21 protein-coding genes and 1 pseudogene are annotated in these 23,982 nt (G+C 46.9%); 19 read left to right on the plus strand and 3 right to left on the minus strand.

Annotation, left to right across the window (positions count from 1 at the left end; genetic code table 11):
- Positions 1-157 precede the first annotated feature (157 nt).
- From ABS784_RS15665 to ABS784_RS15735, 15 genes and pseudogenes are all read left to right on the plus strand, one after another.
- Positions 158-541 (plus strand): annotated as a pseudogene (locus tag ABS784_RS15665) (hypothetical protein); the annotation flags it as partial.
- Positions 492-2,426: a PAS domain-containing hybrid sensor histidine kinase/response regulator gene (locus tag ABS784_RS15670; RefSeq protein ID WP_131873532.1), complete on the plus strand. Its 1,935-nt coding sequence runs from the start codon at positions 492-494 to the stop codon at positions 2,424-2,426. The pseudogene ABS784_RS15665 and the gene ABS784_RS15670, both read left to right, overlap by 50 nt.
- A gap of 252 nt (positions 2,427-2,678) precedes the next feature.
- Positions 2,679-3,395, plus strand: coding sequence for an EAL domain-containing protein (locus tag ABS784_RS15675; RefSeq protein WP_131873535.1), 717 nt, complete (start codon positions 2,679-2,681; stop codon positions 3,393-3,395).
- Between the two features lie 32 nt (positions 3,396-3,427).
- Positions 3,428-4,249: a 6-carboxytetrahydropterin synthase gene (locus ABS784_RS15680; protein ID WP_041467847.1), complete on the plus strand. Its 822-nt coding sequence runs from the start codon at positions 3,428-3,430 to the stop codon at positions 4,247-4,249.
- A 4-nt stretch (positions 4,250-4,253) separates the two neighbouring features.
- Positions 4,254-4,973: an SDR family oxidoreductase gene (locus tag ABS784_RS15685; protein ID WP_011230967.1), complete on the plus strand. Its 720-nt coding sequence runs from the start codon at positions 4,254-4,256 to the stop codon at positions 4,971-4,973.
- A 13-nt stretch (positions 4,974-4,986) separates the two neighbouring features.
- Complete coding sequence (locus ABS784_RS15690; protein WP_011230968.1) at positions 4,987-5,988, plus strand: ATP-binding protein; 1,002 nt, start codon at positions 4,987-4,989, stop codon at positions 5,986-5,988.
- Positions 5,930-6,955 (plus strand): alpha/beta hydrolase, encoded by a 1,026-nt coding sequence (locus ABS784_RS15695; RefSeq protein WP_011230969.1) that lies wholly within the window; start codon positions 5,930-5,932, stop codon positions 6,953-6,955. Before ABS784_RS15690 ends, ABS784_RS15695 begins: the two co-directional genes overlap by 59 nt.
- Positions 6,956-6,967: 12 nt before the next feature.
- On the plus strand, positions 6,968-7,207 hold the full coding sequence (locus ABS784_RS15700) for a phosphopantetheine-binding protein (RefSeq protein ID WP_023634119.1): 240 nt from the start codon (positions 6,968-6,970) through the stop codon (positions 7,205-7,207).
- On the plus strand, positions 7,204-8,691 hold the full coding sequence (locus ABS784_RS15705; protein WP_023634118.1) for a class I adenylate-forming enzyme family protein: 1,488 nt from the start codon (positions 7,204-7,206) through the stop codon (positions 8,689-8,691). The genes ABS784_RS15700 and ABS784_RS15705 overlap by 4 nt, the downstream gene beginning before the upstream one ends.
- Positions 8,692-8,711: 20 nt before the next feature.
- Positions 8,712-10,286, plus strand: a complete 1,575-nt coding sequence (locus ABS784_RS15710) for a HAMP domain-containing protein (RefSeq protein ID WP_011230972.1) — start codon at positions 8,712-8,714, stop codon at positions 10,284-10,286.
- Between the two features lie 32 nt (positions 10,287-10,318).
- Positions 10,319-10,636, plus strand: a complete 318-nt coding sequence (locus ABS784_RS15715; RefSeq protein ID WP_011230973.1) for an STAS domain-containing protein — start codon at positions 10,319-10,321, stop codon at positions 10,634-10,636.
- A complete protein-coding gene (locus ABS784_RS15720; protein WP_023634116.1) occupies positions 10,636-11,445 on the plus strand; it encodes a PP2C family protein-serine/threonine phosphatase in 810 nt (269 codons plus the stop codon). Before ABS784_RS15715 ends, ABS784_RS15720 begins: the two co-directional genes overlap by 1 nt.
- A gap of 23 nt (positions 11,446-11,468) precedes the next feature.
- Positions 11,469-13,493, plus strand: a complete 2,025-nt coding sequence (locus ABS784_RS15725; protein WP_318538787.1) for a FapA family protein — start codon at positions 11,469-11,471, stop codon at positions 13,491-13,493.
- A gap of 19 nt (positions 13,494-13,512) precedes the next feature.
- A complete protein-coding gene (locus tag ABS784_RS15730) occupies positions 13,513-13,845 on the plus strand; it encodes an STAS domain-containing protein (protein ID WP_011230975.1) in 333 nt (110 codons plus the stop codon).
- A gap of 26 nt (positions 13,846-13,871) precedes the next feature.
- Positions 13,872-14,612, plus strand: coding sequence for a LytR/AlgR family response regulator transcription factor (locus tag ABS784_RS15735; RefSeq protein WP_023634114.1), 741 nt, complete (start codon positions 13,872-13,874; stop codon positions 14,610-14,612).
- 400 nt (positions 14,613-15,012) lie between these two features.
- Here ABS784_RS15735 and ABS784_RS15740 read toward each other — a convergent pair whose 3' ends face one another.
- Genes ABS784_RS15740 through ABS784_RS15750 form a run of 3 tightly spaced genes read right to left on the minus strand, consistent with a single transcriptional unit; the run spans position 15,013 to position 17,357 of the window.
- Entirely contained in the window at positions 15,013-16,407 is a 1,395-nt protein-coding gene (locus tag ABS784_RS15740) for a nucleoside recognition domain-containing protein (protein WP_011230978.1), read from the minus strand.
- Positions 16,376-17,110: a FeoB small GTPase domain-containing protein gene (locus ABS784_RS15745; protein WP_011230979.1), complete on the minus strand. Its 735-nt coding sequence runs from the start codon at positions 17,108-17,110 to the stop codon at positions 16,376-16,378. The genes ABS784_RS15740 and ABS784_RS15745 overlap by 32 nt, the downstream gene beginning before the upstream one ends.
- Entirely contained in the window at positions 17,103-17,357 is a 255-nt protein-coding gene (locus ABS784_RS15750; protein WP_011230980.1) for a FeoA family protein, read from the minus strand. The genes ABS784_RS15745 and ABS784_RS15750 overlap by 8 nt, the downstream gene beginning before the upstream one ends.
- 237 nt (positions 17,358-17,594) lie before the next feature.
- Between ABS784_RS15750 and ABS784_RS15755 the strand changes: the two genes are divergently transcribed.
- From ABS784_RS15755 to ABS784_RS15770, 4 genes are all read left to right on the plus strand, one after another.
- Positions 17,595-19,583 carry an acetoacetate--CoA ligase gene (locus ABS784_RS15755; protein ID WP_162924036.1) on the plus strand — a complete coding sequence of 663 codons (1,989 nt, stop codon included), beginning with the start codon at positions 17,595-17,597 and terminating at the stop codon, positions 19,581-19,583.
- Positions 19,584-19,743: 160 nt separating this feature from the next.
- Positions 19,744-21,963 carry a helix-turn-helix domain-containing protein gene (locus ABS784_RS15760; protein WP_020279178.1) on the plus strand — a complete coding sequence of 740 codons (2,220 nt, stop codon included), beginning with the start codon at positions 19,744-19,746 and terminating at the stop codon, positions 21,961-21,963.
- Between the two features lie 107 nt (positions 21,964-22,070).
- Positions 22,071-22,931: a 3-hydroxyacyl-CoA dehydrogenase family protein gene (locus ABS784_RS15765; protein ID WP_013145560.1), complete on the plus strand. Its 861-nt coding sequence runs from the start codon at positions 22,071-22,073 to the stop codon at positions 22,929-22,931.
- Positions 22,932-22,999: 68 nt separating this feature from the next.
- Positions 23,000-23,779, plus strand: a complete 780-nt coding sequence (locus ABS784_RS15770; protein WP_020279180.1) for an enoyl-CoA hydratase/isomerase family protein — start codon at positions 23,000-23,002, stop codon at positions 23,777-23,779.
- The last annotated feature ends 203 nt before the right edge of the window (positions 23,780-23,982 follow it).

Raw genomic sequence — 23,982 nt, forward strand, 5'->3', positions numbered from 1 at the left:
ATCCTCCATTATGGAAGGAGAGATGGATTTTCATGCCTGGGTGGGGAGTAAAATTTACTCATGGATGTTTTTTGTGAAACAACAGCTTCTTAAATATAGGTCATAACGATCCATCGCAACAATGTTGGATGGCTGACTCCATTGTTACGTAGGGGTTGCGGCTATGAAAACGGAGATGTCTATGCATCATCATCCGTTTTTTGTTTGTCTGTCGATCGCTATTTCATTTTTCGCTTCGTTTTTGACATTGTTTATCCTGTTTGTTGCCTGCCGTGTAAAGAACGATCAGTTTTTAAAAAAGGCGGTTCGTTCCGTTGTCCTGGGAGGAGGAATCGCAGCAATGCATTATATATCGATGAAAGGAACATTGTTCCAACTGCCTTATGGCCAAGAAATAATGCGAGCGGAATCGGCATCCTTGATTTCGGTTAATAGTTTGGCTTACATCCTCGCTTTTATTACAATGGCTATATTGATCATGACTAATGTAATTGCTTATCTCGAACGGCGTGAAGTTTTGCGAAAAAAAAAACTTTACTGAAGCTCATTACAAATGTTTAGTCGATTACAATCCGCATCTTGTGTTGTCTGCTGACCTTAAGGGGGAAATTGTAAGCATCAATCCAAAGGCGATAGAGATCCTGCAGGTTCATCAAGATGCACCGTTGACCAGTTTATACGACCTATTTTATGAGCATGATGATGAAAAAATTGATGAATGCTTAAGAAAAGTAGAAAAAGGTCAATCATGTTTCTTTAAGGCTTCAGTGAAAACGTCTCGGGAAGAAAGAGTCATCATGGAGTTTACTTTTATTCCGATAGTGGAAAAGAAAGATGTCATAGGGTTGTTTGTGGTGGGAAAAGATATTACAGAACTAATAAAATATCAGGAGCGCATCAAAAAAGTGCAACGAGATTTATGGAATGCCATGTGCCAGCAGCAAGGCATGATTTTTAAATTTGTGAAAAGAGAGGAAAGTTTTATTCATACGTTATGCGGAGGGGAGTTACTCAATGATTTCGGCATAGATCCTAAACAAGTGCTAGGTAAGAGATTACATGATTTTTTACCGGAGCCTATTGCCGATCAAAAAGAACAATATTATCGGTATACATGGGAAACCGGGGAAACATTGTACTATGAGGGGAATATAAACGGGATTGATTATTTAGTCAGTTTACGTCCCATAAAAAAAGATGGCAAAGTGATTGAAGTGGTTGGTTCGGCGATCGATATTACAGAAAGAAAAATGATGGAACAAGAGATGCTGCGGGCAAAAGAGGAGGCGGAGAAGGCCAACCAGGCGAAATCTAATTTAATTTCACGCATGAGCCACGAAATTCGAACGCCATTGAACGGAGTGCTAGGGTTCGCCCAATTGTTGGAGATGGATCCTTCCTTAAAGGGCCGGCAGCGGGAGTTTGTGCAAGAAATATTGGGAGGTGCCCGCCATTTATTAAATTTAATCAACGAAATGTTAGACTTGGCAAGGATCGAAACAGGAAGGCTGCCCTTAACTTATGATGTAGTCCATCCAGACGACATTATTAAAGAAAGCATTAAATTAGTCGAACCGTTAGCCAATAAGAAAAACATCGACATTCAAGCTCGATCGAGCTTCAGTGAACAAGTGTATTTATACACAGATGCGACGAGAGTGAGACAAGTGTTATTAAACTTGCTTGACAATGCCATTAAATACAATCGTGATGGCGGTACCGTCCTCATTGAAGGGAAATATGATCAGGAAAAAGTGGTTATACATGTAAAAGATAATGGGATAGGCATCCCGGATGAAGAACAAGAAAATATCTTTGAACCATTTTATCGCATAAAAGGCACTCATGTCGACGGCAATGGCATTGGGCTCGCTTTTGTCAAGCAGATTATCCGTCTTTTGGGCGGCACGATTGAGGTGAAAAGCAAGTTGGGCGTGGGAAGCGACTTTTCGTTCAGTCTTCCGGCTGTCAGTTATTTTCACAGCTGGCCGCATTCATCACGAAACAAACCGGTGAATCAGGAGAGGCTATTGAAGCTTGGAAACAAAAAAATTTTATACATCGAAGATCATATATCCAACTTGAAACTGTTGGAGCATATCTTGAAGCCGTTTCCCAATCTTTTGTTAACGTTTGCCTGCAATGGCGGCGAAGGCTTGCAAAAGGCTATCAGTGGCTGGTTTGATTTGATTCTCATCGATATTCATCTCCCAGATATAAGCGGATATACGGTGTTGGAAATGTTGCAAAGCGATGAACGAACAAAGCATATTCCGATGATTGCGCTCAGTGCCAATGCGGTACCAAAAGAGATTGAAAGGGCTTTAAAAGCAGGATTTACGGATTACATGACAAAACCGTTGGAGGTAAACGTGTTTCTTGAAAAACTAATACACATATGGGAGGAAAAGCGCCCTCATAAGTAAGGGGCGTTTTTGCATTTTATGACAAAAAATAACGAAAACGAGAGTTGAACATGTCGTAAAAAGTCGAAAAAAAGGTTTTATATGTCCTTTTGTGTGCTTATAAAGTCTGTATAGATGCTTCATGTGCGAGAATGGAGTTAGACAGGTACATGAAAAAAAGGTTAAGGTTAAAACAAAAGGTATATTAGGTTAATTGTCCCATTCATCGGTGGTGTTTATAGGATTAAATGACTATGGAAGGATAGTGAAAGTGTGATCACGGTCTCTATCAGAGAAATGATCGACAAACGACAGTTTGAACATGTTTACCAGCCGCTGTGGGACTTGTTTAACTGGAGCATCTTTGGATATGAATCGCTGTTGCGGGTAAACGGGATCAATAACGTTGAGCATCTTTTTCAAAAGGCTCGGGAGGAAGGATGTTTATACGAACTCGATCTCGCACTGCTGGAAAGTTCCATCTTTCAGTTTCCTTTTTTAGAGAATAAGGGAAGGCTGCTTTTTTTGAATGTATATCCCTCTACTATTTTGCATCATGAATTTAAACCGTTTTTGGAAAGAGTAGTTGAACGCTTTCCGTATATTGAAAACCGAATTGTGTTCGAATTGAACGAGACAAAAGAAGAAGAGGGTATATGGAAGGATGGAGAGTTAAAAGCAGCTATAGAGTTGATGAGAGGGTATGGTTTTTACATTGCTATTGACGATGTTGGCAAAGGGGCATCGACCTTGCAAAAAATTATTGAATTGCAGCCTGATTATGTGAAGTTGGATCGGTACTTTGCTCAAGGGCTGGCAGCCAATGAAGAAAAACAAAAAATGGTCAGTTTGTTGGCAAGCTACTGCGGCCGCAAAATGGTGCTCGTTTTAGAGGGAATTGAGGAAGAAGTGGATCTCGCCCAAGCGAAGCTTTTGAGAGTGCCGGCAGCGCAAGGGTATCTTTTAGGAAAACCGGGTAAGTTAACATAAGCAAAACATCAATGTTGGCAGGTGTATAAATATTGCTTTACTTAACACGTACAATTGCATTTTCGGCAGCACACCGGTATTGGATTGAGGATTGGAGTGTGGAAAAAAATAAAGCTGTTTTTGGCCTATGCAGCAACTTGAACGGGCATGGCCATGATTATCAGCTTGACGTGACGGTAAAAGGGCTTGTCAATCCGCTCACCGGTATTGTCGTTAATATCACTCAAGTCGATGCCATTATGAAAGAAGTAGTTTCTGCCGAATTAGACGGAAAATTTCTCAATCAAGAACATCCATATTTTCAAACACATATTCCGACGACTGAGATGATGGTCACGTACATTTGGGATGTTTTGCAAGGAAAATTTAGCTGCTGTCAACTTTGCAAAGTGAAACTGCAGGAAAATGAGACGCTTTATGCAGTCAAGGAGGAACAAGAGTTGGTCCAATTGACGAGAAGGTACTATTTCAGCAGCGCCCATCGGTTGCATAGCGATCAATTGACTAATGAAGAAAACCAAAGGTTATTTGGCAAGTGCAATAATCGTTACGGCCACGGCCACAATTATTGTCTGGAAGTCACTGTAATCGGAAAACCCGATCCGATTACTGGGATGGTGGTAAACTTAGCGGAATTAGATGAAATTGTAAATAGGGAGGTTTTAGTGAAATTTGATCATAAACATCTTAACCTGGATACAGATGAATTTAAGCAAATCAACCCGACGGCAGAGAATATAGTGATCGTCATTTGGGAGCTTCTTGCCCCGCATCTTTCGTCTCTTTATAAAATTGGACTATGGGAGACACAGAAGAACTATTTTGAATATTTCGGACCGCATAAGGAGAAGTAAAAACATGTTTGATATGAAGGCATTAAAAGGAAAAAACATTGTTATTACGGGGGCAAGTCGCGGCATTGGGTATGAAACGGCGAAACAACTAGCAAAACTTGGATCTAATTTAGCGTTAGGCAGCCGGACGATAAAACAGATGAGCCCAGAACAGTTCAGCAGTTACGGGAATGTTTTCTTGGCGGAAGTGGACGTTGCTGACGAACGTTCAGTCAAAGATTTTGTATGCGATGTGGTTAGCACGTTAGGCTCGGTCGATGCCTTGATTAACAGCGCGGGGGTCGGAACGTTTGCGAATGTGCTCGATTCACAGACCGATGAGTTTGATACGATGATATCGGTGAATTTAAGAGGAACGTATTTATGCTGCAAACATTTTGGGCGGCATATGGTGGAGCGGAGAAAAGGAAGAATTTTAAATATGGTATCCGTCGCGGGCGTCACCGCAATTCCAGGATGTGGAGGGTACTGCGCCTCGAAGTTTGGAGTGCTCGGTTTAACGAAGGTGCTTCAGTCGGAGTTAAGAGCCCAAGGTGTATATGTTTCCGCCGTCATTCCTGGGGCGGTAAGAAGCAGTTTTTGGGATCGTATCGACCATCAACTGGATGTCAAGCAAATGATTCCAGTTGAAACATTAGCGAAGCATATTGTTTACATGCTTGCCCAACCGGAAGATGCCTTGATCGACGAAATCGTCATTACCCCGCCTCTTGGAATATTATAGGAGAGAAGGTGGGATGGTGGCGAAACTGTTTAAAAGCTTCTTTCGTCGCTCCGATGAAGAAACGGCCTCTTTTCCCTTGTTTTGCATGCCTGAGCTGCCGCTGCCGGAGTTGTTACATCGAACGAAACGAGCGTTTCTTGCTAGAAAACTAGGCCAATATATTGGGATTAGGGCACGGGGTGTGGATCGTTTCTTTTATGAATCGCTAGCCACGAAAACATTTAAAAATAACAAGAAAGACTTGGAAAGTTATGTCCTTTATTTAAGTGAATTGATGCTCGAGTGGGGCGAGAATGGACAGGATATTCAACAAGAAATAAAGGAGTTAAACGAAACAGCCATTTTCACTAATGCCATGTTAAAAGCGTATGACATATACAAGGATGAGCTGTTTGGCCGCCCTGCGCATTCCTGTTCTTGTCAGCCAAAATGCAATGTTCGTGATATTGATGAGAAAAAGTGGGAAATATACCGCGATGTGATGCACGCCGCCACTCAAGGGAAATTTCTGCTCGTTAAGGAGGAAGAAGTGGGGCGGCTTGAACAAGGAACGATCATTTGCCGGGCCGGAATCCGCTCCCGCTCAGACATTCCGAAATGCAGGGAGTTGGCCAAGCAGGCGTTTGAAGCTCTCGGCGTTGGCCCATTGGCCCTTGTCAGCTGGTTGCTTGCCGTCTCCGAAGCAGTGACAAATGTCATTAAACATGCGGAATGGGGAGAAATGTCGCTGATCCAGGACAAGGCAAGCAAGGAGTTGCGGTTGATTGTGAAGGACCAAGGACCTGGATTCCCGATGAAGGAACTTCCGAAAATGGTGCTTCTATCCGGATATTCAACAAAGAAATCGCTTGGTCAGGGATTTACGTTAATCATGAGAATAGCCCAAAAAGTGTTTCTATCTACTTCCTCGCAAGGTTCCGTGCTTGTTTTAGTTTTTTACGCCGAGGAGGGAGCCAATGTCAACGGATTGCTTAAAGACGATGCAAAAAACGATCATCGCCGCCAAGTGGATTGATGGTTTTTGGGACCGATGGATTGTCCATGGGGTGGAGAAGGACGATATTTCTTCGATCCGCTCTTTTTTGGTCGATAAAGAAAGCTGGGTGGAAACATGGGGGGCGCTCGCCCGTTCATGGGCTGAAAGAGCGGTGAGTTTGCCGGCTGCGGAGGCGGAAACCGCTTGGCGGAAGGCGAGCCTTTATTACCATTTGGCGCAATGGATCATCCCGGAACGGAATGAGGAAAAGAAGGAATGGCTGTTAAAAAGCTTGCAAGCCGCCCGCATAGCTGATGAGCTGTCGCCGCTCGAAACTCATTACGTCCAACTCGATGTGGAGGGTAAGACGTGTTTTGGAAGGGTTCGGCTGCCCGTTAAGGCCAAAGGGGCGGTCATTATCATCAATCCGCTTGATTCAACGAAAGAAGAACTTTTCACATATGAGGACGATTTTTTGCAAAACGGGTTTGTGACTGTCAGTTTTGACGGCCCTGGCCAAGGCGAAACGTATGTGCATAGCGGCTTAAAAGGCGCCGCCGGGCGTTGGGAGCAGTTTATTCATTTATTGATCGACTGGACATCTTCGCACTTTTCGCTGCCGATTTGCGTATTTGGCACCAGCTCTGGCGCTTCTTGGGCCATTTACAGCAGCGGCCATCCGAAAGTGAGAAAAGTGGCGGCTGTTTCTCCAGCGTTCGAGAGTAAAGAAATTCAGCTGCCTGCCTATTTTGTTGAGAGGGTACAGTTTGTCAGCGAAGAAAAGGGGTCGGTTTGGCTCCCACAGTTAGAAAGGACAACGTTTCGCCATCCGGTTTTGCTTGTGCATGGAAAACGGGATACTATGGTGCCAAGCGAGCACATTTATCGCCTATATGATCGGTTGCCCGTTGGAAAACAACTGCTCGAATTCGACGATGAAGGACATTGTTGCAATTATAAACTGCACTATATTCGCGGATATGCCGCATCATGGTTTCAAGAATAGCGGGGGATATCGATGGGGTTTTCTGACTTTTGCCAATTGATTGCTGAAGAGGCAAAAGTGCCGGTGGAGCAAGTAACCGCCGAATCTTCGTTTCAAAATGACTTAGGGGTTGATTCGTTGCAACTTGTTCATTTGCTTGTCGTATTGGCTGAAAAGCTTCAGTTAGAAATTGGGCAAATTCCTCACGATTTGGACTTCCGAACCGTTGGTGGACTGTACAAGTCGTTAGTTGGGAAAGGAGAAATAATATGAGCCAGCTATACAAATGGATATTTGAGGAAGGGAAAAACGAAGATGTTCATAAGACGATTTTAACGTCGCAAACGGGCAGCTATTCGCTAGACGATATACGGCAGGAAGTAAACAAATACTGTTCTCTCCTGACGCAGCTCGGCCCCGTCCAAAGAAAAAGAGTAGCGTTTATGATTCCATATGCTTCCAGTTTCCTTAGTTTACTGTTGGCCGTTAACCGCCTCGGAGCGGTTGCTGTGCCGATCAGTCCGTTTTTAAGAAGCGAAGATTTATCCCGCTTGCTCGAATTCATAAATCCGCATGTGATTTTGACCATCAGGCAACATCAAAATTTTCAATTTTTCAATGCCGTTTCCCAATGGGCTCATGGCACGGGAGAGGAAACGATCATTTATGATTCGGTAAAAGGGGATCATTGGAAAGCAACGGTCGTTGCCGGGATGCCTAAGCCGGTTGAAAGCGAGCCTGTTGACATCATTGCGTGTACGTCAGGGAGCACTGGGGTCCCAAAAGGGGTGATGGTTGATTTCAACTTTATCCAATTTGGCGATGCAGCGTTATCTGCTGCGCTGTCTCTTTCTGCATCGGACAAAGTGCTTGGGATAGTTCCGTTTTCAGGATTATTCGGGCTATGTTTAATGGTAGTATCGATCAAAAAACGGCTGCATTTTGTTGCTACTGAATCATTTCACTTTCCCGATATCATTCGACTGTTGCACACCCATCCTGTCAATAAGTTGGTGACAAGCCCGTCACTATTTCGATCGCTGTACTTGTTGGCGAAAAAACCGGTGCTCGAGCCGCTCGAGCTCATCGGGTTGGCGGGGGAGAGGATTACGGCCGATTTTATCGAAGCCGTGCGGCCGATTGACCATTGCCGCATCATAAGCATATATGGCTTGACGGAGATTGGCGGTGTGATGTTTAGCAAAAACGATGTTCGCCAAGGAATGGATTGGGAATTAGTTCCAGGGGTTGAGGCGGCCATCGTCAATGCTCCGGACAAAAGGGAGATCGGTGAATTGGTCGTCAAGACGCCTAACGGATTTTTAGGATATTATCAGCGCCCGGATTTAACGCAGGAAGCCTACCGGGATGGATGGTTTTATACCGGAGATGTAGCGCGGATGACAGAAAGCGGGGCGATTGAAATCGTCGGCCGCAAAAAAGAAATGATTAAAAAAGGTGGGCAACAGGTGATTCCGGGAGAGATCGAGAGTTTGTTGGCCAGTCATCCGAGCATTTTTGCGGCAGCGGTTGTGGGGATTCCTCATCCAATTTTTGGAGAGCAAATTGTCGCCTTCGTTGTTCCGAAAGAACATGTAAGCGATACGAATCTTTACTCATTTTGCCGCGAGCGGCTCGCTTCTTATAAAGTGCCCGATCATATTTTCACCATCGATGAGATCCCGGTCAGCCAAGGGAAGGCCGATAAAGTCAAATTGCAGCAGTTGGCGACGAAGCGGATTGCTGCCCGTGAATAGCAGGCGAAGGAGTTGGATGGATGAGGCGAATAACGTTAAGAAAGCGGTTTTTAGTGCAAGTATTTTCTTTGCTTATCGTCATTGCGTGCCTGTTTGGTATGTTGCAAGTTTATTTTATGAATCGGCAAATCGAAGCCGATATTTATGAAAAGTCGTTGCTCATAGCTCGCGGCGTCGAGCAAGGGATCGAGGAAACAGAGCTGGCGTCGAAAATGATCGAGCACCAAATTGACTTGCAAATGGTAGCGGTCGCACGGCATATCGGCGATCTTCTCCGTACGCCGGAAGCCCGACATATTCGCCATGAGCAGTTGGAAGAGATGAAAGAGAGGTTTCAACTGGCCGGGCTGACGATTTTTGAACGAAAGGGCGACGATATTGTAGCGACGAAGTCGACGGATCCAAAAGATATTGGATTCAGCACCAAAAGTTACGGAAAAACCGTGTATGCATACGCGGACACCCTCTTAAAAGGGGGAATGCCGCGGGTTGCCGGGGAGGAAGGGTATGCGAGCCAAAACATCTTCGTGCTCCCAATTGTCCAATCCGGCTCCCATAAGGACAAGCCGCGCTTTTTTAAGTACGCCTACTATCATCCGCCCGGATCGGATTATATTATTAACCCGTTTATTCAAGCGGGGGACGTATACCAGTTCACCAAGCAGGCGGGTCCGGATCAGTTGATCGAACAAATCAAGCGAAGAAGCTCCTATATCAAGGATATTTCCGTATTAAATGCGGCGGTATTTAAAAACCCTGCTTTGGAAACAAACTTTTATCCGCCGGTGAAGAAAATAGAATACGGCGAGTTTAAGTACCATACAAAACAAGATATTGATATGATGAAAGAGTTGGTAGACAATCCGGCAAAAAAACTGTCTGTCCAAGAAGTCAACAGCGAAAAACTGTATAAAGTTTTTCTGCCGATCAGCGATCATCGCATTCTTTATTTAGTGTTGGACTATCAAAAAATGACTGCGCCATTCTATAACTATTCGATTATTTTAATCGCTTCAAGCTTATTGTCTTTGCTGTCGCTGTTTGTAGTGACGATTCCATTTTTTAACCGCATTTATGAAAACATTCAAAAACTGAAACGGCAAATGCAACAGTTGGCGGCTGGGGATTTGACGGTAAAAAGCCATGTGAAGGATGGCAGCGAGTTAGAAGAACTTTCAAACGATGTGAATCAAATGGTTCAAAAGCTGAATGTGCTCGTCACAGACGTAAAGGAGCAGGCGGTCAAAACTCAGCGTTCATCCGTCGTGCTTGAAGCAGAGGCTTCGCGGTCGGTCGAGAAAATGTATGAGTTGGCCGTGGGAACAACGCTTCAATCGAGAGAATGGCTGAATGAAATCCATGCATTTTTAGACGAAATGGCAAATGTATTAAAAGCATTTCCGGGGGATCAAAAGGTGATGACTGTTTTGGAGAAGGTTGAGCAAATGAGAGTGATCGCCAATGACCGAACGGCGGTAGTCACAGAGATGACGATCCAATTGTCTGATTTACTGAAAGAGCTTCATGGTCAGTCAAAAGAGCTTTCATACATCTCTAATGCGCTGCTTCAACAGATGAGCCGTTTTATCCTTTAATTTTGTTTAGATAGGAGTGAAAAACAGCTGCTATGGGGTTACAGATCGGGTTGCACTTCGATGATGAGGCAGCCAATTTGGAAATCAGGGGAATACTTGATATATCGACCGCCCATATATTGGAAGGTTATATACAAAAGCTTATAGGCATCAAGGGGTTGACTATTGATCTTTCTGGATTGGAATTTATTGACTCTACAGGGGTTGGAGCGATCATGGAAATCATTTATCATTCCATCGAACATTCATTTTCAATCGAACTAAAAGGGATGAGTGGGCCAATACACGAGATTTTAGAAACGGTCGGTTTATTGACGATGTTGGAGACGATTGCCGGGAGGGCGGTTTGATGTATTTCAGTGAGAACATCTATCTATACGGTCGGCCGCTCGCCAATAAACCGGATATGGAGAAATGGCTGGAGCGAGAAATTCAGTTGGCGAAAAATATTCAAACGAAATTGTTGAATGGCTCGGTTCCTGATGTAAAAGGTGCAGAAGTGAAGGGCCTTTCCATTCCAGCTAGGTTGATTGGCGGAGACTACTATGATTTTTACCCGCTCGGCAACGGAAAAGTCCGTATCGTGATTGGCGATGTGATGGGAAAAGGGATTCCCGCGGCAATGTTAATGATTTTGACGCGCGGAGCGTTTCGCAGCGCCTCAGAAAGCAGTAAAAGCCCAAGTCAGACGCTGACGGCGATGAACAAAGCTCTCTGTCAAGATTTGCGCTCCTTGAAATCGTTTGTCACACTAGTTTGTGCTGATTGGGACCCGCATACGAACGTTCTGACATATGCGAGCGCCGGCCATATGATGCCTTTGCTGTTGAAAAGCAAAGAAAGGAAAGTCGTTGAACTTCCTAAGACGTTGGGGATCATGGTTGGCGCGTTCCCTGAATATGTGTATGAAGAAAAAGAGATCGCTCTTGAAACGGACGATGTCGTGTTGTTTTATACTGATGGCATTATCGAGGCGGAAAACCGGAAAAAGGAGCAATTTCAGCGTGATCGTCTTATCCGCGCATTATTAAAATACGCCAGCTGTCCAGCGCATCAGGCGGGGCAGCGTGTGATAGAGGATATTTACACCTTTACGGAAGGCGCTATGCAAAAAGATGATATGACCATGGTGATAGTAAAAATTCATCAAGAAACATAAACTTTTGGCAAGGGGGGGCGGCGATGGGGCAAACGATCATTTCGAAAGGAAAAAACATCGATGAGGCGATTCACGTTGGCCTAGCGATTTTGCAAAGCAAACGTGAAGAGGTGCAGATCGAAATTATCCAACGGGAAACAAAAGGAATTTGGCGCATCGGTTTCAAACCAGCAATTGTAAAGCTGACGAAAGTAGAAAGGCAGGTTGAGCCGTCTAGCGTTGCTGAAGAAGAAAAATCCGATTCGGCCAGTGTGGGCGGAGCGCGGTCCAAAGTAACTGAGGATCATTTGAGCGGAAAAGCATGGGTACGAGGAGGGCAAATTTTTTATCGTCCATCGCCGCTATGCTATCCGACCATTACCGTGGGGCAAGGCGTTCTGCTTTTAAAAAATGGCGAGCCAGTGACGGGGACGACGGTCATCACGGAAGGCGACCAATTAGAAATACAAACGGCGGAGGAAACGGTCGAGACAAAATGGGATATCATCGTTGATGAAGACAAGCTGCACGCCATCTTGCGCATAGAGCCGGGGGTGAAAAAACGCTTTCAAATAAAAGATATCGACCCTGATTACCATATTGAGTTAAAAGCCGAACAGCACATTGAAGTGCAAAACACTCTCGAGTACAAACCGGTTTTGCAAAAACTAAAATCGTTGAATATTGTCCAAGGGCTTGATTTTATCGCGATGGCTGAAGCGGCCAAAACGACAAAACCGGGTGATTTCGTCATTGCTAGAGGAGTGAAACCGCAGCAAGGAAAAAACGGTTGGGTGGAGTTAACGGTCAATTTGGACAGTAAACAGGCGGGGCCGAAACTGCGGGAAGACGGCACTGTTGATTTCCGCGAAGTAAACAATATTCCTTCCGTTCATCCGGGGCAAGTCATCGCGATCGTTCATCCCCCGGTCCCGGGCGTTCCGGGCGTGACGGTGACGAATGAGCCGATTCCGCCTAAACCTGTCTACCCGGTGGCTGTCTATTTAGGAAAAGGAGTAACGGCGATTGAAAATGGAACGAAAATTGTGGCGTTGGCCAACGGGCGGCCCGTATTTCGGCAACAAGGGCTAGATGTGCATATATTTATAGTGGACAAGCTTACTCATCAAGGCGACGTCGATTTAGGTTCGGGCAATATTCGGTTTCATGGCGACGTCGACATTACCGGCAACGTCGAAGACGGGATGAGCGTCGAGGCGGAGGGCAATATTACGATATTTCAAAATGTCACTCGAGCGACGATTACGTCAAAACAAGCTGTCTTTATCAGACGAAATGTCATTGGAAGCGTCATCTCGGCGGGAACAGGCCATATACTGACTTCCGAGCTCGCGCATTTGTTAATCACAATCGAAGGATATATTGAAAAAATGATTTCCTCTATAAAGCAGCTAGTCAGTTCTCCGGCGTTTAAAAGGACAGATTGGAAACAGAACGGACTGTTCCCATTAATCAAGCTTTTAATGGATTATAAATTCCGCCCTTTAGTTGCAGTAGGGCACAAGTATATTGAGGTGACCAAAAGGGGCGACCGCCAGCAGTTTCATCCGGTTTGGTTCGATTTAGCTGAGCGGTTTCAACGCTGTTTTTTCTCGAGCATCCCGAACGAGCTCCATTCCCTTGAACAGCTCGCCAAGCTGCTTGAGGACATAAAGACAACAATGAAACAATACACGGATGTCAATGGCGAAAGCAGTTATATCGAGATGGCCTACGCGTTGAATAGCACGATCTACTGCAGCGGCGATATAACCGTTTTTGGCCAAGGATGCTATAACTGTACGATTCATTCCGGCGGTTTTCTAAACGTAAAAGGGGTTATGCGCGGCGGCCGCGCCTACGCCCGAAAAGGGGCGTCTATTCAAGAGGCTGGTTCGGATTCCGGGGTCGTTACACACATTGCCGTGCCTGAGGGCCAAACAGTGAGATTTGGTGTGGTGAAAGAGGGGACAATAGTTCAAATCGGTAAAACAGCTTACACGTTCCAAAAAGAACATCGCCAAATTGAAGCGGCGTTAGACGAAAACGGACAAATGATTTTCAATTAAAAAAGTTGAGGGGGATACAATGTTTTTATATGAGTTGGCGAAAAATGGGCAGAATGTAGATGTTTATTTTAAAGGGGACTTAGATATTGAGGCAACAGAGGCAATGGAAGCGATGTTTCAAGAAATCAGGTGTTTCCATACGGTTTCTTTCGATTTGTCAGCTGTCCCTTTTGTTGATTCGACGGGGATCGGGCTGCTCGTTCATTTCATTGATGCCTTAAAGGAGGACGGAAAACAAGTGATGATTTTCGGAATACAACCGGAAGTAAATGAAGTATTTCGCATTGTTCAGTTAGAGGAAATTTTAGGAGTGCCGATGTTCTGTCAATCGCGAGGGGATCAGTTGGAATAGGAGGATAGAAAGAAGGGAAGGAAGCAATGAATGATTTAAAAATCGTGATTGCTGATGATGATGCGTCTTCAAGAACGATTTTGCGGCATTTTATCCACTTATTCCCCAATTACAACGTTGTGGCTGAGGCGACAAGCGGAGAGGAGTTTTTGCAGCTTGTGCTCCAAGAACAGCCGGATATTGTATTGGTCGATATCAATATGCCTGGGCTCGATGGCATGGAGGCGGTCAAAATATGCAGGCAGCTTTTGCCTGCCCTCCAGGTGATTTTTATTACTGGATACGATGAATTTGCCGTAGAGGCTTTTGAAGTGTCCGCTACGGATTATATCGTGAAACCGATTGAGCGAACGCGTCTCTTTTATGCGTTGGAAAAGGCCCGCAAATTGATTGAAATGGCCAAGCAATGCGCCGCTGTAAAAGCGAAACAGCCGAGCAAAAGGCTTGGAATCCGATCGAAAAACTCTATTGTTTTGCTGCCGATGGAAGATATTTTATTCGTGGAAAAGGAAAGCAGAAAAACGGTCATTCACACGGCAAATGAGCAATATGAAACAACGGAGACGCTGAACGAAATTGAAAGGGAGCTGGACAATTGTTTTTTTAAGACTCACCGCTCTTATATTATCAATTTAAAAAAAATAATAAAAATTACCCAAGTTGGCGAAACGTATTTGGCTCATTTTTTCGATAGTGAGAAAGTCGCATATATTTCGAAACTGAAATTTCATGAAGTGCAGAGAAGAATTTTCGATATGAATAATTAGGTGAGTTTTTCAGCAGGAAGCAGAGAGCAGCACGGAATTGCTGAAAGACAGCGCTGGGCAACCTACAATCAGCATAGGAATCGTTGTTTGCCCATCGGATGGAAACACCTCGAAAAAAGTTGAGCGTCCACGCCGACCAGGTCTTTATCAAGCAAAGGGGGAGCGCAACAATTATACGTTTTATGGCCGGAAGGTTCGAAGGCTTGTCAAGAAGGCTCTATATGATCCGCAGGTGTTAGCAAGGAACATCGATGCCAAACATGAAGGATGTCCTCAAAAAAAGCGGGACATCCTTCTTTATTGTCGGCACTACTTACTGAGAAGCCTCTCCTCTTGAAACAGAAGGTGAGAGGAGAAAGTTCGGAGCGGGACAGCCTGTTAAGCCAGTCTCGAGAAGAGATCAAATAAGCCCCAACCATCTCGCCAGCTGTGCGGTCGTAAAGGTGACCGCAATGGCAATCGCTGTCGGCAAGGCAAAGGCGACGAACGTCCATTTCGCGCTTTTCGTTTCTTTGTAAATGTTGACGAGCGTCGTGCCGCATGGGTAGTGAAGCAGGGAAAACAGCATCATATTGAGGGCGGTGAGCCACGTCCAGCCGTGGTCAAGCAAAATTTGTTTTAGAGAATGCAGGCCATCGACTTCAGTGAGCGCCCCCGCGGATAAATAGCCCATCAGCAAAATCGGCACGACAATTTCATTGGCTGGCAAGCCTAAAATGAACGCCATCAAAATGTAGCCATCCAATCCCAATGCTTTGGCAAATGGGTCAAGCCAGTCGGCTAAATACGCCAGCACGGTCGTATCTCCCACGTGAACGTTGCCGAGCACCCATGTCAGAATGCCGGCCGGCGCCGCAACCGTTACCGCCCGTTTCAGCACATAGAGTGATTTGTCGAGGGTGGCCCGGATGATCGTCTCCATGATTTTCGGGCGTCGGTACGGCGGCAGCTCCAGCGTGTAATGGGTCGGAATGCCGCGCAAGGCCGTCTTGGATAAGACCCATGAAACGGTCAACGTGACGACGATGCCAAACAACACCATGGCGACGACCACACCCGCCGTAACGAACGTTTTCCATCCGCCTGTATAGCCGGCTGCCATAAATAAGGACGAAAGCAGGATCAGCGTTGGCCAACGTCCATTGCAGGGGACGAAGTTGTTGGTCAAAATGGCCAGCATTCGTTCGCGCGGTGATTCGATAATGCGCGTCGACATGATGGCCGCCGCGTTGCAGCCGAAGCCCATGGCCATCGTCAGTGATTGTTTGCCATGCGCCCCCGCTTTTTTAAACAAGCGATCCATGTTAAAGGCGACACGCGGCAAGTAGCCATAATTTTCGAGCAAAGCGAATACGGGAAAGAAAATCGCCATCGGCGGCAGCATCACGCTGACGACCCAAGCCGTGCCGCGGTATAGGCCAAGTACAATGAGGCCGTGCAACCAGTCGGGGGCGTGAATCGCTTGAAAGGCCATGGTGAGATACGTTTCGATCGTTCCGAACAAGCGGGCGAGCGAATCGGAAAATACGTTGGCGCCGGCGATCGTCATGTAAAGGACAGCGGCGAGAAGCGCCAGCATAATTGGAAATCCCCACCGCTTCGACGTGACGATCCGGTCAATCTGTTCCGTTCGATCACGTTTCACGCTCTTCGTATGATTGACACATTCTCGATAAAGCTCGGCCGATGTTTGAAAGATGGCGGCAACGATTTGCTCGCGCACATTGTCCGGCGCCAATGATTTCGCTTCTGTCATTAAGCGGTCAAATCGATTTGATGGATCCGCAACAGGCATACGCGTTCCCCTCCTTGATCAATGGTTGCGGCGGTTGTTTCAGCGCTTGAAGCAGCGATGTATCGCCGTCAAGGAGACGAAGAGCGATCCAGCGAGCAGGATACGTGTCTCCCATCACGTCTTTCACGAGTGGAAGAAGTTTGGCAATGCCTCGTTCGATTTCCGGGCTGTACCGGATGGAAAGCGGGTTGGTGTTGATGCGGCCATGCGCCATGGCATCCACTGTATCAAGCAGTGCATCGATTCCTTCCCGGTTGCGGGCCGAGATCGGCACGACCGGCACGCCGAGTTTGACGGCTAATTTTTTTGTATTGATATGAATGCCTTTCTTTTTCGCTTCATCCATCAAATTGATAGCGATAATGACGCGGTCGGTCATTTCCAATACTTGAAGCGCTAGATTCAAGTTGCGTTCTAATGCCGTAGCGTCGACCACAACGACCGTGACGTCAGGACGTTGAAACAGGAGAAAATCGCGCGCCACCTCTTCATCGGCTGAATTGGAATAGAGCGAATACGTTCCCGGCAAGTCGACGATCCGGTACAACGTGCCGCGGTGGCGGCATTCTCCTTCCGCATGAGTGACCGTTTTCCCGGGCCAGTTGCCGGTATGTTGGCGCAGGCCCGTTAAGACGTTGAACAACGTGCTTTTGCCGGTGTTCGGATTTCCCATTAAGGCAATCGTATACGTCATATCAGTCATGGCTGATCTTCTCCCCGTAAATATAGTCACTTTCTTCTTTCCTTAATGCGATCGTCGTTCCACAAACGCGATAGGCGGTCGGGTCGCCAAGCGGGCTTCTTTGTCCAACCTTCACTTCCCCGCCGGGTACAAATCCCAAATCAAGCAACCGCCTTTTTAACATAGGATCAGGAACATCAACCTTTTCGATGCGAAATCGATCGCCCGGTTTCATATCGGAGAGGCGGCAACGTTTTCCTTGTGCCATAAAAGTTTCCCTCCGGTTAATATTTTTTATAAAAGACATTTTTTTTGCTTAGACCAACTTTTGTGTTTATCATATTCCAGTTGCCTCGCTGTTGTCAACAAATTTGTTTCATCTTTTTCTGACAGAGTTGTCGAACTGGCGACTATTCAAAACAATAGGAAATCATGTTATCATATGAATAGTCTGAACAAACTATCGGCAGAAAGGCGGTGACGGCGTCCATTGACGCACGATGAAATGAAAGCGATTACGGAAGGGACGATTCTTTGGCAGCCGACGGAGGAGCAAATTCGGCAATCGAACATTCGACGGTATATGGACTGGCTGAAAGAGAAAAAGGAGTTGTCATTTAACTCGTACCGCGAACTATGGACATGGTCAGTTGAGCATCTTGAAGAATTTTGGGAAACGGTTTGGGAATATTGTGGTGTTCAGGCGGCAACGCCGTATGAGTGTGTGCTGCGGGAGCGGAAGATGCCAGGGGCGGAGTGGTTTCCAGGCGCTGCGCTCAACTATGCGAAACATATTTTCCGGCATGCGCGCGCCGACCGCCCGGCCATCATTTTCCGCTCGGAACGCGTGCCGTACCGGGAAGTGTCATGGCAGGAGCTCGGCGAAAAAACGGCGGCGATCGCCAAAGCATTGCGAGCGATGGGAGTGAAGCGCGGCGACCGCGTCGTCGCTTATATGCCGAATATCCCCGAGACGGTGATGGCGTTTTTGGCGTGCGCCTCGATCGGCGCCATTTGGTCAAGCTGCTCGCCGGATTTTGGCGCTGGCAGCGTCATTGACCGGTTCGCGCAAATCGAGCCGACTGTCTTGTTTGCCGTCGACGGCTGCCAATACAACGGCAAAGAATTTGACAAAATGCCGGTCGTATCCGAATTGCGCGCCAAATTGCCGTCATTGAAAAAGACGGTGCTGCTTCCGTATTGGCGCGGGCAGATGGAAGCACCGGATGAGGGCGTCGTGCTGTGGGATGATGTCGTGGCGGACAAGGCGGAGCTCGTCTATGAAGACGTTCCGTTTGACCATCCGCTTTGGATTTTGTATTCTTCGGGAACGACCGGTTTGCCGAAGCCGATCGTCCAAGGGCATGGCGGCATTTTGCTTGAACATTTGAAAGCATTGACTATTTCAGAAAACTTGACGAAAGACAGCACGTTTTTCTGGTTTACGACGACTGGATGGATGATGTGGAACTTTCTCGTCGGCGGACTGCTGGCCGGGTCGACCATCGTGCTCTATGACGGCAGCCCGACGTATCCGGATGGCAACGTTTTATGGGAGCTCGCCGAGAAGGCAGGCATCACCCATTTCGGCACAAGCGCGGCGTTTATCAACATCTGCATGAAGCTCGGCCTGAAGCCAAAAGAGCAATATGACTTGTCAAAGCTCGAGGCCGTGCTCTCGACCGGTTCGCCGCTGACGGTCGAAGGGTTCGCCTGGGTGTATGAAAACGTCAAGGATGACATTTGCCTGGCATCATGCAGCGGCGGAACGGATGTGTGCACCGCGTTTGTCGTCGGTTCGCCGATTTTGCCGGTGCGCGCCGGCATCCTCTCGTGCCGCGCGTTGGGCGCGGATGTGCAGGCGTTTGACGAAAACGGCCAGCCGCTTGTGAATGAAGTCGGTGAACTTGTGATTACAAAACCAATGCCGTCGATGCCGCTCTTTTTCTGGAACGATCCAGACGGCGAACGGTATCGGAACAGCTATTTTGACACGTACCCGGGCGTCTGGAAGCACGGCGACTGGATTAAAATTGACGAACAAGGGGGATGCGTCATTTACGGACGCTCCGACTCGACGATCAACCGCGCCGGCGTCCGCATGGGCACGAGCGAAATTTACCGTGCGGTCGAAGCGGTCGACGGGGTGTTCGAAAGCCTCATTGTCGATTTGGAAATGATGGGCAAGCAATCGTTTATGCCGCTGTTTGTCGTCCTCAAGCCGGGCGCAGTGCTCGATGACGAGCTGAAAGAACGCATCCGCCAATCGATTCGGCAACACGTCTCGCCGCGCTTTGTTCCAGATGAAATTTACGAGGTGAAGCAAATTCCGAAAACGCTAAATGGAAAGAAAATGGAGATTCCGATCCGGAAACTGCTCTTAGGCTTCCCGCTCGAAAAGGCAGTCAACCCGGGCTCAATGGCCAATCCAGAGGCGCTCGACTTTTTCCTCGAGCTGGCGAAGACGCTGGCGGCGAAGACGCAGACAAGCTGAAATGCGAAAGGTTGTTATTAAGTGACGATGCTTAATAACAACCTTTCTATGTCTAAGACACTCCTTGGCTCATAAGAGAAGCCATTGATGTTGCCGGAAGACTTTCTTGAGAGGACGCAAAAATGTAATGCATCAATATTTCTAGGAGGAGGCAAGCACCATGGACGAAAACAAGCGGCAAAAACTGATGAAAAAAATTGAAAATCATTTGCGGACAACAGCGCGGAAACTGGTGAAGTTTAATACGGAAGGGGAAGCGCTGCAATACTTGGTGAACTCATTTCGTGAGGAACTAGAGTGCGACTTGATTGCGATTGTGCTAAAGGAAGGAGACCATGTTGTTCCGACGTTATATCAAGGAGATTTTCAGCGCGGAATTCCCCATCCCCCGATCGCAATGGCCAATTGTTTGCCGCGGCTGTTTGAAGGAAGCACAACATTTCAAGAGGTGGAAGAGGACAGCCCGTGTTTGCTGATCGAATTGTTGAGGAAAAACGGTATTAAAACGTGGTTCAGCGTTCCCATTAAGGATCAAGAAAGCGAATATGGCATTTGCATGATCGGATTTCGCCGTTATGTTTCTTTGCTGGCTGAGGCGAGGCAGTTGTTTGACGATTTTGGAGAAGATGTTGCCCTTGCTGTTACAGTCGCCAGGCAAAAAGAAACCCAACGGCGAAAAATGGTCGGCCTTCAGTGGCTGGCGCAGCATGTTTCATTGGATACGCCGCTTGAGCAGTTTGTCGAAAAAATCGTTGAACGGGCGGGCAAGGGGACGAATGCGGGCGGCGCCTGTATGTATTTATACAGAGAAGAGGACAACAGCTTCGTTGTTCATCCCCCTTTATACGGCAAAGTAGCGAGTCCGAAACAAGTGATGATGAAAAATAACTATCGGGTCAGCGATTATTTCCCCTTCTTGGAGAGACCAGGCGGAGACGAGTTAACGGTGCCGCTGGTCGTCAACTTCAAAACGATCGGCGTCTTGCACGTCGAACGGAAAAACGAAGGGACATTTACAAAAGAAGATGTCGAGATCTTGGACATGCTGGCGAACTACGTGGCCGTGATGCTGGAAAATGTCCGGCTGTACCAACAGGAGCGGGATCATACCAACCGCTTGCGTTTCCTGCTTCAATGCCAACAAAAATTGATGAAAGAAACGATTCGACATGAAGATTTTCACGGTATTACAAAAACAGTAAGCCACATGTTTGATAAAGCGGTCATCGTGTTTGACCGTTTTATGAGGCCAATTGCACATGAACGAAGTGGGCTGAGCGGGCAACAGCTACAGCAAATTGCGAAGCAGGTATTCAATCAAGTGCTAGGGAAAAGCCGTATGGGCGGACATATTCAGCTCGAAGGATTATCAGATTTGTCGATTGTGGTTTGGCCGATTCATAATGGTGGAGATGCGGTTGGCTATTTAGCCATTGAGACATCGCCAAACGAAATGGACGATTTTTTTCTTCTTGGTGTTGAGTTGGCCCGCAATATTTTTTCGATTCAATTTATGAAACAAAAACTCGTGTTTGAGACAAAAGAACAGCTGAAAGACAGTTTTTTGCATAAGTTGCTGGCCGCAGAAATCGAAGATGAAGAGAGCATCATTCAGTACGCCAATGTATTTCAATGGAACATTTTCGAAGAGCATCGGCTTGCTGTGTTGCACTTGCAGATGGATGAATCGAACGGGACGGTTGATTTAGTCAAACAAAATGCGGAGAAGACGGTGCTCTGGAACCGGCTAAAAGTGCGAATTGCCGCCGAGGACTCCAGCTTGTTGTACGGAGCTGTTGAAGACCAATATATTTTGATCGCCCCAGCGGCAAGAGAAAGAAAGAAGCCGGAGAAATATTGGAGCGAATGGCATCAGCGGATAAGCCGATGGATCAACGAAGAGAAGACGTCGTACCGTGTCTTTTTAGGGATCGGTGGAAAGGCCTCGTCGATTGGAGATTATTATGTTTCCTACCGGCAGGCGATGCAGGCGCTGCAAGTGATGATCCGCAATTTTCCCGGAAAAAGCGTGGCGTTTTTTGATGAACTCGGGGCGTATACGGTATTGCACCATTTAAAAGAATTAGAGGCCGCGAAACTTTTTGTCGACAAATACCTTGGTCCGTTGCTCCGGCATTCCGTGGGGCGGAATGCCGACTGGCTGCAAACAGTTCGCGTTTTCCTTGATTGCAACGGCCATTTAACGGAAACTGCTGAAAGGCTGTACATTCACCGCAGCACCCTTCAATATCGTTTGGAAAAGATTGAAGAAATGCTCGGTTTTTCTTTGCAGGGTGCAGAGCAACGGTTCAACTTGATGATGGCGTTGAAATTATACGACTTATACGGTCTGCCTTCCGCCAAAATGTCGAAAAGATAAGCGTGTTTTCCTGCATCATGCAGGTATTTTTTTATTTTCACCTTTTTTATAATCAATAGCAAATATAATATAGAAAATTCTAAAAAAAACAGAGGAGGACTTGACAAATGACATCAACGATCGGAGTCGTAGGAGCAGGCACGATGGGAAGCGGCATTGCCAACTTGGCCGCTTTATCGGGATTTGATGTCATATTAGTAGACATCGACGAACGCATGCTACAAAAAGCACGTTCGCGGATGGAAGCATTTATGGATAAAAGCGTGGCGAAAGGGAAATTAACCGCCGAGCAAAAACATGAGGTGCTAGAACGGGTGAAAGGATCGACAAGCTTACAGGAAATGAGGCAGGCGGATGTCATTATTGAGGCTGTCATCGAAAACATGGAGGTGAAAAAAGAAGTTTTTTCTCAATTGGACAACATTGCACCAGAATACGCCATCCTAGCGACGAACACGTCATCAATGTCCATCACAGAAATCGCTTCTGCCACCAACCGTCCAAGCCAAGTTGTCGGCATGCATTTCTTCAATCCCCCGCAGCTGATGAAACTCGTCGAAGTCGTACGCGGATACAAAACGAGCGATGAAACGGTCGAACAGGCGAAAGAGCTTGCCCGAAAGCTGAACAAAGAACCGGTTGAGGTGAAGAAAGATTCCCCAGGATTCATCGTCAACCGCATTATGATTCCGCAGTTCATCGAAGCGATTCGCCTCGTCGAGGAGGGAGTGGCTTCGATGGAAGACATTGATAAAGCGGTGACGCTCGGCTTGAACTACCCGATGGGGCCGTTTACGCTGCAAGATTTTGCCGGGGTCGATATCGGCCTTCATGTCATGGATTATTTTTATCAAGAGTTTAAGGATGACCGATTTGCAGCGCCTTTATTGCTGAGACAGCTTGTCCGGGCAGGAAGGCTCGGCCGAAAAACGGGAGCCGGGTTTTACGATTACGATGATGTCCGATAAGGGTGGAGCGGCGATGCTCGCCATACGTCACCCTAGGTTGCCAAAAATTCTAGGAGGAGGAATGAACCGTGAACTATGAATTTTTGCAATGTGAAATCGAAAACCGAGTGGCGGTTGTATCCATTCACCGCCCTCCGCTCAATCCGTTGAATACAAAAGTATTTCAAGAGCTATCTGCTTTGATTGATGAGCTCGAAGCCCACCAACAAGTAGGGGCCGTGGTCATCACCGGAGCGGGGGAAAAAGCGTTTGTAGCCGGGGCCGATATTCGTGAAATGATGGACTTGGATTTGGTCGGCATGATGGAAATGAACAAAATTTCACGAATCGCGTTTTTAAAAATTGAAAACGCCTCCAAACCGGTAATCGCGGCGGTGAACGGACTGGCGCTTGGCGGGGGCTGCGAGTTGGCGCTCGCATGCGATTTGCGCATTTGCTCAGAGAACGCCAAGTTTGCCTTCCCAGAGGTCAACCTCGGCATCATCCCGGGCGGCGGCGGGACGCAGCGGCTGCCGCGCATCGTCGGTCAAGGAGTGGCGAAAGAATTGCTTTATTTCGGCGAAATGATCGATGCCAAGCGGGCGCTTGCCATCCATTTAGTGAACAAAGTCGTTCCGGCCGATCAATTGCTGCCAACCGCAAAAGAATGGGCCGAAAAATTGGCGCAAAAACCGACCATGGCCCTGCGCATGTTGAAAGAAGCGGTCAACACAGGAGCCAATGTGGATTTGCAGTCAGGGTTGATGGTGGAAACCGCCTGCTTTGGAAACGCCTTTGCGACCGAAGATCGAAAAGAAGGCATGCGGGCGTTTGCTGAAAAACGGAAGCCGGTGTTTAGTGGAAAATAGATATGGTCAGTAACGGAGAACAGGGTTATTAAGCAAGTTCTGACCCGGATAGATGTTTACTGCCTTTGGGGAACGAATCGGTCTTGACTAGCATCCCAAAGCGGTGGATGACAACAGCAAAAACGTAAACTGTAGATGAGCATTTTTCATTACAATAATTTCCATGGTTAGAGAGACAAACAGGGTACCCCTTACGCGATACG

The sequence above is a fragment of the Geobacillus sp. G4 genome (genome assembly GCF_040327975.1).
Lineage (GTDB): Bacteria > Bacillota > Bacilli > Bacillales > Anoxybacillaceae > Geobacillus > Geobacillus thermoleovorans.

Excerpts from the sequence above, each read along its gene's own strand:
- ABS784_RS15765 (WP_013145560.1), top strand. The coding sequence starts at position 22,071 with ATGACATCAACGATCGGAGTCGTAGGAGCAGGCACGATGGGAAGCGGC.
- ABS784_RS15745 (WP_011230979.1), bottom strand. The coding sequence starts at position 17,110 with ATGACTGATATGACGTATACGATTGCCTTAATGGGAAATCCGAACACC.
- ABS784_RS15695 (WP_011230969.1), top strand. The coding sequence starts at position 5,930 with ATGTCAACGGATTGCTTAAAGACGATGCAAAAAACGATCATCGCCGCC.
- ABS784_RS15735 (WP_023634114.1), top strand. The coding sequence starts at position 13,872 with ATGAATGATTTAAAAATCGTGATTGCTGATGATGATGCGTCTTCAAGA.
- ABS784_RS15720 (WP_023634116.1), top strand. The coding sequence starts at position 10,636 with ATGTATTTCAGTGAGAACATCTATCTATACGGTCGGCCGCTCGCCAAT.
- ABS784_RS15730 (WP_011230975.1), top strand. The coding sequence starts at position 13,513 with ATGTTTTTATATGAGTTGGCGAAAAATGGGCAGAATGTAGATGTTTAT.
- ABS784_RS15760 (WP_020279178.1), top strand. The coding sequence starts at position 19,744 with ATGGACGAAAACAAGCGGCAAAAACTGATGAAAAAAATTGAAAATCAT.
- ABS784_RS15740 (WP_011230978.1), bottom strand. The coding sequence starts at position 16,407 with ATGCCTGTTGCGGATCCATCAAATCGATTTGACCGCTTAATGACAGAA.
- ABS784_RS15715 (WP_011230973.1), top strand. The coding sequence starts at position 10,319 with ATGGGGTTACAGATCGGGTTGCACTTCGATGATGAGGCAGCCAATTTG.
- ABS784_RS15700 (WP_023634119.1), top strand. The coding sequence starts at position 6,968 with ATGGGGTTTTCTGACTTTTGCCAATTGATTGCTGAAGAGGCAAAAGTG.
- ABS784_RS15710 (WP_011230972.1), top strand. The coding sequence starts at position 8,712 with ATGAGGCGAATAACGTTAAGAAAGCGGTTTTTAGTGCAAGTATTTTCT.
- ABS784_RS15750 (WP_011230980.1), bottom strand. The coding sequence starts at position 17,357 with ATGGCACAAGGAAAACGTTGCCGCCTCTCCGATATGAAACCGGGCGAT.
- ABS784_RS15755 (WP_162924036.1), top strand. The coding sequence starts at position 17,595 with ATGAAAGCGATTACGGAAGGGACGATTCTTTGGCAGCCGACGGAGGAG.
- ABS784_RS15705 (WP_023634118.1), top strand. The coding sequence starts at position 7,204 with ATGAGCCAGCTATACAAATGGATATTTGAGGAAGGGAAAAACGAAGAT.
- ABS784_RS15685 (WP_011230967.1), top strand. The coding sequence starts at position 4,254 with ATGTTTGATATGAAGGCATTAAAAGGAAAAAACATTGTTATTACGGGG.
- ABS784_RS15725 (WP_318538787.1), top strand. The coding sequence starts at position 11,469 with ATGGGGCAAACGATCATTTCGAAAGGAAAAAACATCGATGAGGCGATT.
- ABS784_RS15690 (WP_011230968.1), top strand. The coding sequence starts at position 4,987 with ATGGTGGCGAAACTGTTTAAAAGCTTCTTTCGTCGCTCCGATGAAGAA.